General features: G+C 57.8%; 15 protein-coding genes. 2 read left to right on the top strand and 13 right to left on the bottom strand.

Translation table 11 applies throughout. The annotated features are described in order from the left end of the window. Positions 1-6: 6 nt before the first annotated feature. The 9 genes from ACTZWX_RS00250 to flhA all read right to left on the bottom strand — a co-directional run bounded on the left by ACTZWX_RS00250 (position 7) and on the right by flhA (position 10621). Positions 7-747: a flagellar motor protein gene (locus ACTZWX_RS00250; protein ID WP_444712250.1), complete on the bottom strand. Its 741-nt coding sequence runs from the start codon at positions 745-747 to the stop codon at positions 7-9. Continuing rightward, complete coding sequence (locus tag ACTZWX_RS00245; protein ID WP_444712249.1) at positions 747-1907, bottom strand: protein-glutamate methylesterase/protein-glutamine glutaminase; 1161 nt, start codon at positions 1905-1907, stop codon at positions 747-749. The genes ACTZWX_RS00250 and ACTZWX_RS00245 overlap by 1 nt, the downstream gene beginning before the upstream one ends. 44 nt (positions 1908-1951) lie before the next feature. After that, positions 1952-4045: a chemotaxis protein CheA gene (locus ACTZWX_RS00240; RefSeq protein WP_444712248.1), complete on the bottom strand. Its 2094-nt coding sequence runs from the start codon at positions 4043-4045 to the stop codon at positions 1952-1954. Positions 4046-4065: 20 nt separating this feature from the next. Continuing rightward, positions 4066-4851, bottom strand: coding sequence for a protein phosphatase CheZ (locus ACTZWX_RS00235; RefSeq protein ID WP_444712247.1), 786 nt, complete (start codon positions 4849-4851; stop codon positions 4066-4068). 20 nt (positions 4852-4871) lie between these two features. Continuing rightward, positions 4872-5255 (bottom strand): chemotaxis response regulator CheY, encoded by a 384-nt coding sequence (gene cheY / locus ACTZWX_RS00230; protein WP_011785448.1) that lies wholly within the window; start codon positions 5253-5255, stop codon positions 4872-4874. A 159-nt stretch (positions 5256-5414) separates the two neighbouring features. Beyond that, a complete protein-coding gene (locus ACTZWX_RS00225) occupies positions 5415-6158 on the bottom strand; it encodes an RNA polymerase sigma factor FliA (RefSeq protein WP_444712246.1) in 744 nt (247 codons plus the stop codon). A gap of 32 nt (positions 6159-6190) precedes the next feature. Beyond that, complete coding sequence (locus tag ACTZWX_RS00220) at positions 6191-7003, bottom strand: MinD/ParA family protein (RefSeq protein WP_058090155.1); 813 nt, start codon at positions 7001-7003, stop codon at positions 6191-6193. Positions 7004-7072: 69 nt separating this feature from the next. Next, complete coding sequence (gene flhF, locus ACTZWX_RS00215) at positions 7073-8389, bottom strand: flagellar biosynthesis protein FlhF (RefSeq protein ID WP_444712245.1); 1317 nt, start codon at positions 8387-8389, stop codon at positions 7073-7075. A 57-nt stretch (positions 8390-8446) separates the two neighbouring features. Next, complete coding sequence (flhA, locus tag ACTZWX_RS00210) at positions 8447-10621, bottom strand: flagellar biosynthesis protein FlhA (protein WP_058090157.1); 2175 nt, start codon at positions 10619-10621, stop codon at positions 8447-8449. A 225-nt stretch (positions 10622-10846) separates the two neighbouring features. Between flhA and upp the strand changes: the two genes are divergently transcribed. After that, entirely contained in the window at positions 10847-11485 is a 639-nt protein-coding gene (gene upp, locus ACTZWX_RS00205; RefSeq protein ID WP_106695409.1) for a uracil phosphoribosyltransferase, read from the top strand. Between the two features lie 2 nt (positions 11486-11487). Beyond that, positions 11488-12741: a uracil-xanthine permease family protein gene (locus ACTZWX_RS00200; RefSeq protein ID WP_444712244.1), complete on the top strand. Its 1254-nt coding sequence runs from the start codon at positions 11488-11490 to the stop codon at positions 12739-12741. Positions 12742-12982: 241 nt separating this feature from the next. On the opposite strand, the gene flhB is transcribed toward ACTZWX_RS00200, so the two are convergent. From flhB to fliP, 4 genes are read right to left on the bottom strand one after another with little or no spacing between them, the layout of a single operon-like run. After that, a complete protein-coding gene (flhB, locus tag ACTZWX_RS00195) occupies positions 12983-14119 on the bottom strand; it encodes a flagellar biosynthesis protein FlhB (RefSeq protein ID WP_444712243.1) in 1137 nt (378 codons plus the stop codon). A 2-nt stretch (positions 14120-14121) separates the two neighbouring features. Then, positions 14122-14907 (bottom strand): flagellar biosynthetic protein FliR, encoded by a 786-nt coding sequence (gene fliR / locus ACTZWX_RS00190; RefSeq protein ID WP_444712242.1) that lies wholly within the window; start codon positions 14905-14907, stop codon positions 14122-14124. A gap of 3 nt (positions 14908-14910) precedes the next feature. Beyond that, on the bottom strand, positions 14911-15180 hold the full coding sequence (gene fliQ / locus ACTZWX_RS00185; protein WP_061331811.1) for a flagellar biosynthesis protein FliQ: 270 nt from the start codon (positions 15178-15180) through the stop codon (positions 14911-14913). 10 nt (positions 15181-15190) lie between these two features. Next, positions 15191-15952, bottom strand: coding sequence for a flagellar type III secretion system pore protein FliP (fliP, locus tag ACTZWX_RS00180; RefSeq protein ID WP_058090163.1), 762 nt, complete (start codon positions 15950-15952; stop codon positions 15191-15193).

Raw genomic sequence — 15952 nt, 5'->3', positions numbered from 1 at the left:
TCCTGATTAGTGCAGGAAGCCCCGCAGCCTCAGTTCAATGGATTTCGGGTTCTCACCCTCAGCGATGGCGATGATGCCATCGATCATCATGTCTTCGTAGCGGGTACGTTCCTTGACGATACTTCGCAACTTGTTGGCGACAGGGAAAAACAGCAGATTAGCCAGGGCCACGCCGTAGATGGTGGCTACGAACGCGGTGGCAATGCCGCTTCCCAGGGACTGCGGGTCTTCAAGATTGGTCATTACCTGTATCAGGCCCATGACCGCCCCGATGATACCGATCGTCGGCGAATAACCACCCATGGCTTCGTAGATACGCGCCGCCTCAAGATCCCGCTGTTCACGGGATTCCAGATCCACTTCCATAATGCTGCGGATGGCTTCCGGCTCAGCGCCGTCAACCAGCAACTGCAGCCCTTTGCGGGCAAATTTCTCCGGCTCTCGCTCTGCCAGACCCTCAAGGCCCAGCAAACCCTGCTTACGAGCCTTCACGCTCCAGTCGATGACCTTGCCAATACCATCCTCCAGGCTGATGTAGGGCGGCACAAACACCCAGCGAATCTGCGCCATGGCACGCTTGAGCATCGGCCAGGAGGTTTGCAGAATGGTGGCCGCCAGTGTGCCCCCAACCACGATCAGCCCGGCAGGCCCATTGAACAGGGAACCGACGGCACCACCTTCTAGCAGATTGCCACCCAGGATGGCTACAAAGGCAAGGATGATGCCCAGCAGGCTCAGAATATCCATCAGCTCACGCCTTCAACCAGCCGGGGGCCCACTTCATCAAGCGGCAGGATTTCGTCACTCAATCCGGCCTTGGCGACGGCCATGGGCATGCCGTAGATCACCGAGGATTTCTCGTCCTGGGACCAGACCACCGAACCGGACTGCTTCATCATCCGGCAGCCTTCTTTACCGTCTGCTCCCATTCCCGTCAGGATGACGCCCAGGGTTTTTCCCGGGAAGCTGCGGGCAAGAGAACCGAAAGTGACATCCACACAGGGTTTGTAGTTCAGCCGTTCGTCACCCGGCAGGATCCTGACTCTCGCCTGACCGCCACGATTTTCGATCATCATTTGCTTGCCGCCGGGCGCCAACAGGGCATGACCAGGCTTCAGGATATCGCCATCCTCTGCCTGCTTGACCTGAATACGGCAAAGTTTGTTCAGGCGCTCGGCAAAAGCCGGGGTAAAGCTGGCAGGCATGTGCTGCACCAGCACAATGGGAGCCGGGAACGACGCCGGCAGCGCGGTCAAGACCTTCTGCAGCGCCACCGGTCCTCCTGTGGAAGTGCCAATTGCAACCACGCTGTAATGTCTTGGTGCGGCTTTCCGGGAGGGCCGTCTTGGCGCTTCCGGCTGGCGGGTCGGCTCTGGCTGGACCGGGGCTGAGCGGTCGCGGGTTACCGGTCTGGCGGGCCGCTCTGGAGGCTGCGGGGCAGCCGGGCGCGCCCCCCCGGAACGCGGCGCTGCCGGGCGCGCAACCGGAGCCGCAGAACGACCGCTGGGCTTGCTGCCGGCCACGTCAAGAATCCGATCGATGAGGATTTTCTGAAGTTGGCTGGTATCCCGGGCAATTTCCTCGAAGTTCTTGGGCAGGAAGTCCACTGCCCCGGCTTCAAGGGCATCCAGAGTAACCCGCGCGCCCTCATACGTCAGAGAGGAGAACATCAACACCGGGGTCGGGTGCTTTTTCATGATTTCACGAACCGCCGAAATGCCATCCATCACGGGCATTTCGTAGTCCATGGTAATCACATCAGGGCGCAGCTTTTCGGCCAGCTCCACCCCTTCACGGCCATTGGTTGCCGCACCAACAACCTCGATCTGCCCCGAGGCCGTGAGGATTTCCGTCAGCCGTTTGCGAAAGAACCCTGAATCATCAACGACCAGGACAGAAACTGTCATCCATTTCTCCTAAACAATCCTGCATGTTGTCTGCCCTGGCACCGCTAACCGTAATGCTGAAGAAGGCTGGGTACGTCAATAATCAGGGCAATGCGGCCGTCACCGGTGATGGTGGCCCCGGCCATACCGGGCGTACCCTGTAACGCCCGCCCCAGGGGCTTGATCACCACCTCTTCCTGGCCGATCAGCTGGTCCACCACGAACCCGACCTGCTTTGTACCCATGGCCACAATCACCACATGGGCGTTTTCCGGCTCTTTCTGCCCAGCTGCGCCATGTACCAGCCAGCGCTTGATATGGAACAGCGGGAATACCTTGTCACGAACCACGATGCACTCCCGGCCATCGACGATGTTCGTTTTCGACAAATCCAGATGGAAAATTTCAACCACGTTCACCAGGGGCAAAGCGAAGGACTGATCGCCTAGCATGATCATCAGCGTAGGCATGATAGCCAGGGTGAGCGGCACCTTGATAATAATGCTGGTGCCCTTGCCCTGTTCAGACACGATGTCGATCTGGCCGTTAAGTTGGCCGATCTTGGTCTTCACCACGTCCATACCAACGCCCCGGCCAGACACATCGGATATCTGTTCCTTGGTCGAGAAACCGGCGGCAAAAATCAGGTTAAAACACTCATTATCGGTCAGTCGATCTGCGGCATCCTGGTCGTACAGTCCCTTCTCCACCGCTTTTCGGCGCAGAACATCAGGGTTCATACCCGCACCGTCGTCAGAGATGGAAAGCAGGATATGATCCCCCTCCTGTTCCGCTGACAGAGTAACAGTGCCTGCACGGGGCTTTCCGGCCTTTTCCCGCACCTCTGGCATTTCAATGCCATGATCAACGGAGTTTCTTACCAGGTGAACCAGCGGGTCGGACAGCGCTTCGACCAGGTTCTTGTCCAGGTCGGTTTCTTCCCCGTGCATCACCAGGTTGATTTCTTTCTTCAGCCCTCGGGCCAGGTCTCGTACCACCCGTGGGAAGCGCCCGAATACCTTTTTGATCGGTTGCATGCGGGTCTGCATGACCGCCGCCTGCAAATCGGTGGTCACCACGTCGAGGTTGGCGACCGCCTTGTGCATATGTTCATCTTCGCTCTCGGAGCCCAGACGCTGCAGGCGATTACGGACCAGCACCAACTCACCCACCATATTCATGATGTCGTCAAGGCGCTTGGTATCCACCCGCACGGTGGTCTCGGCTGCGGGCGCCGCATCTCTTGCCGGGGCGGCGGGGGCTGCCGGTTTGGCTTCCTGCTTGGCGGGTTCCGGTTGTTTTGGTTCCGGCTTCTTTGGCTCAGGCTTGGCCGCAGGCTCAGGTTTGGTCTCCGCTACGGGGGCTGCACCAGGGCTCTTGCCTTTGCCGTGCAGCTCATCCAGCAGGTTTTCAAACTCGTCATCGGTGATCAGATCATCACCAGTGGATGATTTTGCCGGTTCTTCTGGTTCCCGCTCCGGCGGGGTGTCGTTATCAACAACCGGGGGGCCGGCAAACTGGCCTTTGCCATGCAACTGGTCCAGCAGGGCTTCAAACTCGTCGTCGGTGATCTCGTCGCCGTCTGATCCGGCGTCATTGTCAGAGGTATTTTCCGGTGCGGCCGCCGGCTGTTGATCCGCACCTTTTTCATCGGCCAGAGCATCCAACAGTTGCTCGAATTCTTCGTCGGTAATATCACCGGAATCATTGCCCCCACCCACGGCAGGTTCGGGTTCTGGGGTTGGCGTTGCTGGCGCTGCCGTGTCGCTTTCCGGCTTGGCAAGTTCATCCAGCGCGGCGATCAATTCGTCCGGAGCCGGCGTCGGCTCTTCACGGTTACGAACCTGATCAAACATGGCGTTGACGTGGTCCAGGGCTTCCAGCACCACGTCCATCAATTCGGAGGTAACCTTGCGCTTGTGGTTGCGAAGGATATCGAACACATTTTCCGCAGAGTGACAGCAGTTGACCAGCGCTTCGAGCTGCAGGAACCCGGCACCGCCCTTGACCGTGTGGAAACCACGGAAGATGGCGTTGAGCAGGTTGCTGTCATCCGGATGCTGCTCAAGATCTACCAGCTGCTCGGACAGCTTTTCGAGAATCTCGCCGGCCTCAACCAGGAAGTCCTGCAGGATCTCTTCGTCAGCATCAAGCGCCATGCGTCACCCTCTATAATCGTTCAGAAACCGAGACTGGATAACAGGTCATCAACGTCGTCCTGCCCCGAAACTACATCATCACGCTCCTCAGCCTTGATCTGAGGCCCTACCCCTTTTTCGGCCGATTCTTCTTTTTCTTCAATCTGGTGCACGGTGCCGGTGAGCTGGTCCACGTGGCTGGCCATCACCACCAGGTCAAGCAGGTTCTCTTCGACTTCTTTCACAAGGGCCGTGACTTTCTGGATAACCTGCCCGGTAAGATCCTGGAAGTCCTGGGCCAGAAGGATTTCAGACAGATTGCTATACAGGGTGTCGGAATCGGTGGCCAGGCCCGCAAAGAAGCGATCAATGCGTCCGTACAGTTCCCGGAATTCTGCCGGCTCCATTTCCCGACGGCGCAACCGCTGCCATTCGTCTCGCAGGGCGGTCGCTTCGTCGCGCATGTTATGCGCCACCGGCATGCTTTCTTCGACCAGGTCCATGGTGCGATTGGCCGCCTGGCTGGTCATCTGGACAACGTAGGCAAGCCGATCCGAGGCATCGGACATCTTGGACAAGGCTTCTTTCTGCTCGGCACTGCGGGCGTCTATCTGAAAATTCCGGATAGCCTCGTGCAGGCTCCGGGTCAACCGCCCCACTTCCCGATAGAGGCTCTGGTCGCGAACTTCACTAAGCTCGTTGATCACCGACATTGCCCGGGCGTAGTTACCGGAACTGATGCATTCGGCCAACTCCGAACTCTGCTGCTGGAGCTTTTCGGTTACTTCCGGGTCAAGGCCCTGATGGTTCTCGTTCTTGTCAGTCATGACAGCCATCCGACCCCTGGTTACTGGATTCGCTCGAAGATCTTCTCAATCTTTTCCTTGAGAACGGCAGCAGTAAACGGTTTGACGACGTACCCGTTAACGCCGGCCTGGGCCGCCGCCACAATCTGGTCACGCTTGGCCTCCGCAGTTACCATCAGCACCGGAAGGTTCTTCAGGTTCTCGTCTGCCCGCACCGCCTTGAGCAGATCAAAACCCGACATGCCAGGCATGTTCCAGTCGGTCACCAGGAAGTCGTACTTGCCGCTCCTCAGCATGGGCAAGGCAGTGTTGCCATCGTCCGCTTCATCCGTATTGGTGAAGCCAAGATCGCGCAGCAGATTTTTGATGATTCGCCGCATTGTGGAAAAGTCATCCACAATGAGAATTTTCATGTTTTTGTCCAATGGGACCTCCAGTCAGTAACACCCGGATTTCATTAAGCCTTTTGAAAGTCTAGCAGGCCGCTGCTTTAACCGCTTATTGTGTGTTGTTTGGCCGCGTTGTAAAGCGCCGGTTACCAAAATCTACACAGTTACGCGCCGCGCGGTCAGCGCCGGCCCGGTTTATTCTGGCTCGTCTTCCCGCCAATCGGACAACCGCCCCCTGAGACGAAGGGCCGCCTGGCTATGAATCTGGCTGACCCGGCTCTCGCTGACGCCAAGCACCGCGCCAATTTCCTTCAGGTTGAGCTCTTCCTGGTAGTAGAGGCTCAACACCAGCTTTTCTCGCTCAGGAAGCTCTTCAATTGCCTCTGCCAGGCTTTTCTGGAATGCATTTGATGCAATACCATCCAGGGGATTATCGCTGGCCTCTGTTTCTTCTATCGGCAGCTCCCCGGATTCATTGAGTTCATCAAGGCTAAAAAGTCGGCCACTGTTGGCGTCTGCCAGGGAGGCATGATATTCCGACAAGCCAATGCCCAGCTCTTCGGCAACATCAACGTCCTGGGCCTCGCGCCCGGTGCGGTCTTCAACCGTCTTGATGGCTGCCGCGATACGGCGGGCATTTCGGTGAACGGAGCGGGGAACCCAGTCGCCCTTGCGGATCTCATCCACCATGGCACCGCGGATACGAATACCTGCGTAAGTTTCAAAGGTGGCACCCTTGCCGGTGGAATAGCGTTGCGCAGCTTCCAGCAGGCCGATCATGCCCGCCTGCATAAGATCTTCAAGCTGAACCGAGGCCGGCAAACGGGCCATCAAGTGTAGGGCGATTTTCTTGACCAGCGGCGCATGCTCCTCAATCAGCTGAGAGGGGCCTTTTGCGCCAGCCTGATGGTAGATTCCCAGGTTTTTCGCCAATGTCATGTATCCGGTTTTCTTATAGGACTGGATTCAGATCAGACTTCGACGAGCCGCTCCACGAAAAACTCCAGATGCCCTCTTGGCGAGGATGGCAGCGGCCAGCTGTCCACTTTCTCTGCCAGGGCACGGATCGCCAGCGACGCCTTGGCCCGTGGATAGGCATCCAGAACGGCCCTCTGCCTCTGAACGGCTTTTTTGACGGCTTCGTCGTAAGGCACGATACCTACATATTGTAGCGCTACATCAAGGAAACGCTCGGTGACACGGGTCAGTTTTTCATACAGATGCCGGCCTTCCTGCTCATTTCGCACCTGATTCGCCAGAATACGGAAACGGTTGGTACCGTAGTCGCGATTCATCAGCTTGATCAGGGCATAGGCATCGGTAATCGAGGTAGGCTCATCGCACACAACCAGCAGCAATTCCTGTGAGGCCCGCAGGAAACTGACGACGGACTCGGAAATACCGGCTGCTGTGTCAACGATCAGCACATCAATCTGGTCACCCAGCTCGCTGAAGGCGTTGATCAGCCCCGCATGTTCCATCGGGCTCAACTGGGTCATACGCTGGGTGCCGGACGATGCGGGAACAATCTTGATACCACCCGGGCCGTTGACCAGCACGTCCTTGAGGTCGCACTCGCCACTGAGCACATCCTGCAGATTGCGATTGGCGGTAATGCCCAACAGCACATCGATATTGGCAAGGCCAAGGTCTGCATCCAGCAACACCACCCGTCGGCCTTTCTGGGCCAGCGCGATACCGAGGTTGACGGACACATTACTCTTGCCGACACCGCCCTTGCCGCCGGTAACCGCAATCACCTGAACCGGATGTGGTCTGCTCATACTGTTATCAGTCTCTTACTGCGTTCTTGTGTGGGCACAAAGGCAGCGCACCGGCTGTACCACCGGGCCTCAAGCCCCTTCTGCAACGGCCTGGCCGTGCTGCATTATTTTCAGGCGTTCTACGCCCAACCGCATCAGAGGAATGGCCTCTGCCCGGTGCAGGTCTTCGGGAATCTTCTGGCCATCGGTATACCACGCTACTGGCAGGCCGGTTTCCATGACAAAGCCCAAAGACTCACCCAGTGTCAGCGCTTCGTCAATCTTGGTCATGACGCAGCCTGCAAGGTTTGCCATCTTATAGCAATGCCACACCGATTTCATGATGCGCGGCTGGCTGGTGGCAGACACGACCAGATGGGTACGGATATTGTGATCGCTCCGGGCCAACTCCGCCAGCTGTTCCTGATAACCGCGATCCGAGCTGGTCAGCCCGGCGGTATCAATCAGAACCAGGTGCCGATCTGACAGTTCGTCCAGAATATCATCCAAGGAATGACTCTCGTCCACAACCCGGACAGGCACATTGAGAATACGGCCAAACACGAACAGCTGTTCATGGGCTGCCACCCGGTAGCGATCGGTGGTGACCAACGCCAGGGAATCCGGCCCATGCTCCAGTACATATTGGGCTGCCAGCTTGCCAATGGTGGTGGTCTTCCCAGACCCGGTTGGCCCCACCAGAGCATAGACGCCGCCGGCCTCAAGCCAGTCTTCCCGAGCGGTACGTACGCCGTTGGCCAGCATCTTCAGGGATTGCTTCCAACCGTCTTCCAACCTGCCGGCGCGATGCTGACGGGACAGAGAGGTTGCCAGCTCCGTGCCCAGACCAAATTCCTGCAGCCGCTCGGCAAGCCTCTGCTGAACTGCATTGGATGCCGCGACTGCAGGCTTCTCGGGTGCCGAGGTACGGCCGCTGACCATCTCTCTCAGGGAGTTGATTTCCGCTCTCATGCTCGCCAACTCATCCGAGTAGCCCGCCGCTGGCCGGCCACCTGCATTGCCCACCGAGGTCGACCCGCCAGCCAGCTCACCTGACCAGTCGGCAGCCGGCCGATCGTCAGCCAGTGCACGATCACATTCCGCGCCGACACCCGCCCGCTTCTCCCGCACTTCGCGAATGCGACTGCGCGATCGGTTCAACTCTTCTTCCAGCCGACGATGCTGGTCTGCCTGCAGCTCCGCCAGGCGCGAGCCGTTGGTGGCCTGTGCCGCTTTCTCGCCAAGGCGCTGGCGTGCCATATTTTCGTCATAGTCCAGGGCCGTCACAATTTCGACGCCTCCGTCCACCCGGCGATTGGACAAAATAACGGCATCCGGTCCCATCTCATGACTGACCTGCTTCAGGGCTTCGGCCATGGTCTTTGCAAAAAACCGTTGTACTTTCATAGCGCTTCATCCTCCCCCGGCGTGCCCAAATCGGGTGTTCGCCTTGCCCTGCCGGCCTTACTGGCCAACAGAGGCGACTATCGTGATCTGTTTGTTATCCGGAATTTCCTGGTACGAGAGCACATGCAAACGCTCTACCCCATAACTGGCAAACTTTGCCAGCACCGGCCGCAAGGGCCCGGAAACCAGAAGAATCGCCGGCTTGCCCAGCATTTCCTGGCGCTGAACACTGTCCTGAAGGGACCGCTGTAGCTTTTCCACCATATTGGGCTCAAGCACCAGGCCAATATCGTCCTGTCCGCCGGATTGTTGACTCTGTTGCACTGACTTAAGCAACAACTGTTCCAGGTCTGGATCCAGAGTGATCACCGGTATCTCGGTGTCGTTGCCACAGATGCTTTGAACGATCATTCGGCGCAACGCCTGCCGAGCCAGGGTGGTCAACAGTTTCGGGTCCTGGCTTCTGGGGTGGACGTTAACGATGGCTTCGGCAATGGAGCGCATATCCCTGACCGGCACTTCTTCCCGGAGCAGATTCTGAAGCACCCGCAACAGGACGCTCACGGAAATCGTCGTAGGCACCAGCTCCTCAGCCAGTTTCGGAGCCATTTTCTCCAACTGGTCCAGCCACTTCTGGGCCTCTTCATGGCCGATAAGTTCATGGGCGTGCTTTTGCAGAATCTGGTTAAGGTGGGTAGCCACCACCGTGCTGGCATCCACCACGGTGTAGCCCAGAGTCTGGGCCTGGTCTTTCTTGTCAGGCTCAATCCAGATGGCATCCAGGCCGAAGGCCGGGTCTTTGCCGGCAATGCCTTCCACCTTGCCGAACACCTGGCCCGGATCAATGGCCAGCTCACGTTCCGGGTGAATCTCCGCCTCGGCAATGGTCACACCCATCAGGGTAATGCGATAGACGTTCGGCATCAGGTCCAGATTGTCCCGAATGTGCACTGACGGCATCAGGAAACCCAGATCCTGAGACAGTTTTTTGCGAACCCCCTTGATGCGACTGAGCAGCTGCCCGCCCTGGGATTTATCGACCAGAGGAATCAGCCGGTAGCCCACTTCCAGACCAACGATGTCAACGGTCGCCACATCATCCCAGCCCAGCTCCCGGGTTTCACCGGGCGCCGGCAGCGCCTGTCCTTCTGCGCCGGACCGATCCTGAACCACCTCGCCACCGGCACGGGGCGCTCCACCAGCCATGCCTCCACGACCGGCGTAAACGCCCTCTTCTTCCACAGTCTGGCTTTGCTTTTTCCAGATCAGCCAGGCCGCACCGGCCGCAAGGCTGCCCAATCCAAGGAAGGCAACATGGGGCATGCCCGGAATCAGGCCCAGGATAATCAGGATGACGGCGGCAATACCGATGGCCTTCGGCGCGTTGAACATCTGATGAATGATCTGCCCGCCCATGTCCTGGCTGGCCGTTACCCGCGTTACCATGATGGCAGCGGAAGTAGACAGCAACAGTGATGGAATCTGGGCAACCAGGCCGTCACCGATGGTCAGCAGCGCGTACCGCTGCATCGCCAGGCCAAAGTCCAGGCCATGCTGGAGCATGCCGATCGAGATACCACCGATGATATTGATCGCAAGAATCAGCAACCCCGCAATGGCATCGCCCTTCACAAACTTGGACGCACCATCCATGGACCCATAGAAATCCGCTTCCTGGGCAATCTCCGAACGGCGGCTTTTGGCCTCGTCCTGGTTGATCAGGCCCGCGTTCAAATCCGCATCAATGGCCATCTGTTTGCCGGGCATGGCGTCCAGGGTAAAGCGGGCACTGACTTCCGACACCCGTCCGGCGCCCTTGGTCACTACCAGGAAGTTGATTATCATCAGGATGGCAAACACTACCAGACCAACGGCGTAGTTACCGCCGATCAGAACCTCACCGAACGATTCGATCACCTTACCGGCGGCATCGCCACCTTCGTGACCGTTGAGCAGGACAATCCGGGTAGAGGCCACGTTCAACCCCAGACGCAGGAGCGTGGCAACCAGCAGCACCGTCGGGAACGACGCAAACTCCATGGGCCGAAGCGCGTACACACACACCAGCAGGATGACGATGGACAAAGTGATGTTGAAGGTAAAAAACACATCCAGCAGGAAGGCCGGCATGGGCAGGATCATCATACCCAACAAACCCATCAGCATCAGCGGAATACCGATACTGCCCCGCGTCAGGGTTTTGACGTTACTCAGAACTAACGCTCTGTCCATGCTGGATACTTCTCCGCTCTGCCGTGCTTTCCGGAACTGTCAGGGTCGAAAATCTGACGCGGCGCGCCAATCTGGGAGAGTTATCGCAAGAACCGTACCAGGCCTTACAATTTTTGATATTTACGGCACGACCAGCGCCTGACGCAGGCGCCCAGATACGGTATCCTTGCGCCATTTATTGCATCCGAATCCAAGCCCGAACATTCGAACACACAGGTGACCCCAATGCCGATCCACGAAGTGAAGCACCCCCTGATCCGCCACAAACTCGGCCTGATGCGCCGCGCAGACATCAGCACCAAGAATTTTCGTGAACTGGCACAGGAAGTTGGCGCGCTTCTGACCTACGAGGCGACCAAAGACTTCAACCTGCAGGAAAAGACCATTGATGGCTGGGCCGGGCCGGTGACCGTGGAACAGATTCACGGCAAGAAAGTCACCATCGTGCCGATTCTGCGCGCTGGCCTGGGCATGCTCGACGGCGTGCTGAGCCTGATCCCGGTGGCACGAGTGAGCGTGGTAGGCCAGATCCGTAACGAAGACACCCTGGAAGCTGAAACCTATCTGGAAAAACTGGTGGGCGAGCTGGACCAGCGTATGGCCCTGATCATCGACCCGATGCTGGCCACCGGTGGCTCCATGATCTCCACCATCGACCTGCTCAAGAAAGCCGGCAGCACCGAAATTCGGGCCCTGGTGCTGGTGGCTGCCCCGGAAGGCGTCGAAAAAGTACTGGAGAAACACCCGGACGTTTCCATCTACACCGCGTCTGTTGATGAGCGCCTGAACGAAAAAGGCTACATCCTGCCTGGCCTGGGGGATGCCGGTGACAAAATCTTCGGCACCAAGCAGAAGGACGTCTGAGCATGCAGGAACACACCAATGAACCCGTGTGGAAGCAGGCACTAGCCGGCTCCCAGATGCTACTGGTCGCCTTCGGCGCCCTGGTATTGATGCCCCTGATCACCGGGCTGGACCCCAACGTCGCGTTGTTTACTGCCGGCGTCGGCACCCTGATTTTCCACGTGGTCACCGGTGGCCAGATTCCCATCTTCCTGGCCTCATCCTTTGCCTTTATCGCACCAATCATCGCCGCCAAAGGCCGCTTCGGGCTGGAAGAAACTCTTGGGGGCCTGATGGCGGCCGGCATCCTGTACATCATCCTCGCCGGCGTCGTGCGGGCACGGGGCACGGGCTTTGTCACCCGCCTGCTGCCGCCTGTGGTCATCGCCCCGGTGATTATGACCATCGGCCTGGGACTGGCATCGGTGGCGGTGCATATGGCCTCTGGCCGCACCGGAGACGGCGCTGCGGAACTGGTGCCTTACAACACCGCCATCACCATTGCCATGATCTCCCTGGCGGTTACCATCGTCATGTCGGTCTGGGCCAAGGGCATCTTCCGGCTCATCCCGATCATGTTCGGAGTGATCGTGGGCTACACCCTGTCCTGGTTCGCCGGCATTGTAGACACCACCCCGGTCCAGGAGGCCCCGTGGTTTGCCGTTCCCAACTTCGTCGCACCCGCCTTCAGCTGGGGCGCCATCCTGTTCATGATCCCGGTCGCCATCGCCCCGGCCATTGAACACATTGGCGACGTACTGGCCATCGGCAACGTCACCCGCAAAAACTACCTGCAAAAGCCCGGCCTGCACCGCACCCTGCTGGGCGACGGCCTGGCCACCAGCGCCGCCTCCATGCTCGGCGGACCACCCAACACCACCTACTCTGAAGTCACCGGCGCCGTCATGCTGACCCGCAACTTCAACCCGAAAGTCATGTGGTGGGCCGCGGGCACGGCCATCGTCCTGGCCTTTGTCGGCAAGTTCGGTGCAGCCCTGCAGACCATCCCGGTTCCGGTTATGGGCGGAATCCTGTGCCTGCTGTTCGGCTCCATCGCCGTGGTCGGCCTGAACACCCTGATCCGCCACCAGGTAGACCTGTCCCAGCCCCGTAACCTGGTGATCGTAGGCGTGACCCTGGTATTCGGTATCGGCAACATGGTGGTTGGTACGCTGGAGGGTATTGCTCTGTGCGCGGTTGTCGCGATCGCCTTGAACCTGATTCTGCCGGGCGAGAAAGAAGCCTGGGGTAAGCGAATTCAGGAGCCCAAGGCTTAAGCAACGAAAATGGCCAGGCCGACATCAAGCGCCGCCTGGCCCATCTGACTTACAAAGACCTCTTGATTCCTATACTGACCAAGCTTGCGATGCAGTGTTGGGTGGGCCTCCCAAAAATCTCGGAGGCCATGGATGGCCGGAGCGAAGCGCTCATGGATGAGCTCGTAGCGTTTTTTGGGAGGCCCACCCAACACTACAATCCCCGGCACCTTGCAGGCTAGAACGAGCCAAACTCCAATATCTAAATATCGCGCCGCATCTCCGGCGGAATCGGAAAATCAGGCATACCCGGCTTGGCCCCGCGCCCCTTGCGGAACTGCCGGAGCTGGAACACATAAGCCAGCACCTGAGCAATGGCCATATACAAACCGTCGGGAATCTCCTGCCCCACATCGGTATTGTGATACACCGCCCGGGTCAGCGGCGGCGTCCGCAGGATTTCTACCTTGTGCTCACGGGCAATCTCCATGATCTTGAAGGCAATCTCATCCGCCCCCTTGGCCACCACCACCGGCGCACCCATTGAATCCTGGTTGTATTTCAACGCCACCGCATAGTGGGTCGGGTTGGTAATCACCACATCGGCTGTCGGCACATCCTGCATCATCCGGCGCTGGGCCATCTCACGCTGCAGTTGGCGAATCTTGCCCTTTACCTCTGGCTTACCCTCGGTGTCCTTGTACTCGTCCTTCACCTCCTGCTTGGTCATACGCAGTTTCTTCTGGTGGTCGTAGATCTGGAAAGGTACATCAATCACAGCAATGATGATGGTGGCAGAAGAGAGCAGGAAAAAGCTCCAAGCAACAGTCCACATCACATGTTCCATTGCAGGTATGACAGGCTCTTCCGCAATAGCAAGCAAGTCTTCTGTGCGGAGGTCCAGAATGAGAATAGCTACGGCAAGTACTAACCCAACCTTAGCGATCGCTTTGACCAGCTCGATCAGGGATCGCATGGAAAACATCCGGCCCAAGCCCTTTATAGGGTCTATCCGATTGAGTTTGGGCGCAATGGCTTTGCTGCTGAACAGTAATCCGCCGATTCCTACAGATCCCGCAATAGCAGCAACAAGAAGCAGAACCATGATCGGTAGCAACGCAACCAAAGCCGCTTTGGTCGAGAGTATGAGCTGCACGCTCATATGCCGGGTATCGAAAACGGCAGCACGCTCGATAATAAAAGCGTCCCGCATCAGCTCCTCGAGCATGGTGGCTATGCTGGCACCGAACATCAGGAGACCGCCTGCACCAGCCAGCAAGACTGCCATCGTCGCCAGCTCTTTTGAGCGCGCAGTTTCGCCGTCCTCTCGGGCCTTTTCGAGCCTTCGTGGCGTAGGCTCCTCGGTTTTCTCTTGGCTATTATCGTTCTCTTCAGCCATTGCTATGGTTGTCCTTGCAGCCGTCTCATGAAAGCGAAAGTTTCACGGGCGTACTGGTCAAAGTGCGGCAGGAAATTGGCGTGTAGCACCCAGATAGCAAACAAGCCAAAAATCAGACCAATGGGGAAACCAAGGGCAAAAATGTTCATTTGCGGGGCGGCTCGTGTCATCACACCAAACGATATGTTGACAATAAATACTGCCGTTACCGCTGGCAGCGCCAATAGCATCGCAGATGCAAACATCCATGTAATCCTGTGAGCCAGCTCCCAGACCCCTGCCTGGCCGAGTCCCTCCATACCAATAGGCAGAATATAGAAGCTCTCAATAAACACCTCAAACGCCACCAAGTGTCCATTCATGGCAAGGAACAACAGGGTGATAGTAATGGTGTAGATTTGCGCGAGCACTGGAACGCTCACCCCATTGGATGGATCCATCATGGAGGCAAAACCAAGGCCCATCTGCATGGCGATCATCTGGCCGGCAATCACGAAAAGCTGCCACAGAGCGGTCAGCGCAAACCCCAGCCCAACGCCGATCAGGATTTGCTGCAGGGTAATCACCACGGCATCCGCACTGAACGCCTCAACCTGGGGAACTTCGGGAATCAATGGAGCAATAAGCACGGTCATCAGCAGGGCCAGCCCAAGCCGCACCCGTGCGGGCACCAGCTGGGTACCGAAAATGGGAATGACCATCAAAAAGCTGGCCAGCCGGAACAACGGCCACAGGTGTTGACCCACCCATTGGCTGATCAGGTCTGCGCTGAGCTCTGCCGGTACCATCCGTCAGCCGATCAGAAATGGAATGCTTGAAATGAGGCCGTTTGCATGGTCCAACAACAATGTCAGCATCCAGGGCCCCCAAACGATAATGACTATCAGTGTAATCAGAAGGCGCGGCAAAAAGCTCAGAGTCTGCTCATTGATCTGGGTCGCCGCCTGAAAGGTACTCACGACCAAACCAATCACCAGGCCCGGCCCGATAATGACAGCCGACAACAGAACAATCATCCAGAGCGCTTCGCGCAAAATGTCGATCACGGTCTCAGGGGTCATGGCTGGCCTCCTATATCCCGTAACTGGCGGCAAGGGTGCCCATGATCAGCGCCCAGCCATCCACCAGAACAAAGAGCATGATTTTAAATGGCAAGGAGATGATGATGGGCGACAGCATCATCATACCCATGGCCATCAGAACACTGGCCACCACCATATCGATGATAAGAAAGGGTATGAATAGAATAAACCCGATCTGAAACGCCGTCTTGAGTTCACTGGTCACAAATGCCGGCATCAGCACCCAGAAGGAAACGTCTTCGGGGGTTTCATACTGCACATCGGCGATGCGCATAAACAACGCGAGATCTGACTCCCGCGTCTGCTCCAGCATGAACCGGCGGAACGGCTGACTGGCCAGCTCCACGGCTTCCAAGGAGGTGACCTCCTCCTGCATATAGGGCTGCAACCCCACCCGGTTGGCCTCTTCCAGCACTGGCTTCATAATAAAAATACTCAGGAACAGTGCCAAACCCAGCAGAATCTGGTTGGATGGCGTTGCCTGCAACCCCAGGGCCTGCCGGAGAATGGCGAAGACCACGATGATGCGGGTGAACGATGTCATCATCATCAACATCGCGGGCAGGAAGGTCAGTGCTGTCATCAACGCCAGGATTTGCAGGGTGACCGAGTATTCCTCGGTTCCGTTTTCTCCAGGCTGCACCGTAAAGGCCGGAATGCCTGGCAGGTCGGCAAAAGCCACAGGCGCCAGCAACAACCCAGGGAACAGCACAAGCAATGGCAGACAGCGTTTGAGCAGGGCCACGGTCAT

The sequence above is a fragment of the Marinobacter sp. NSM genome (assembly GCF_052380025.1).
In the GTDB taxonomy this organism is placed as follows: Bacteria; Pseudomonadota; Gammaproteobacteria; order Pseudomonadales; family Oleiphilaceae; genus Marinobacter.
This window is presented reverse-complemented; position numbering and strand designations above follow the sequence as displayed.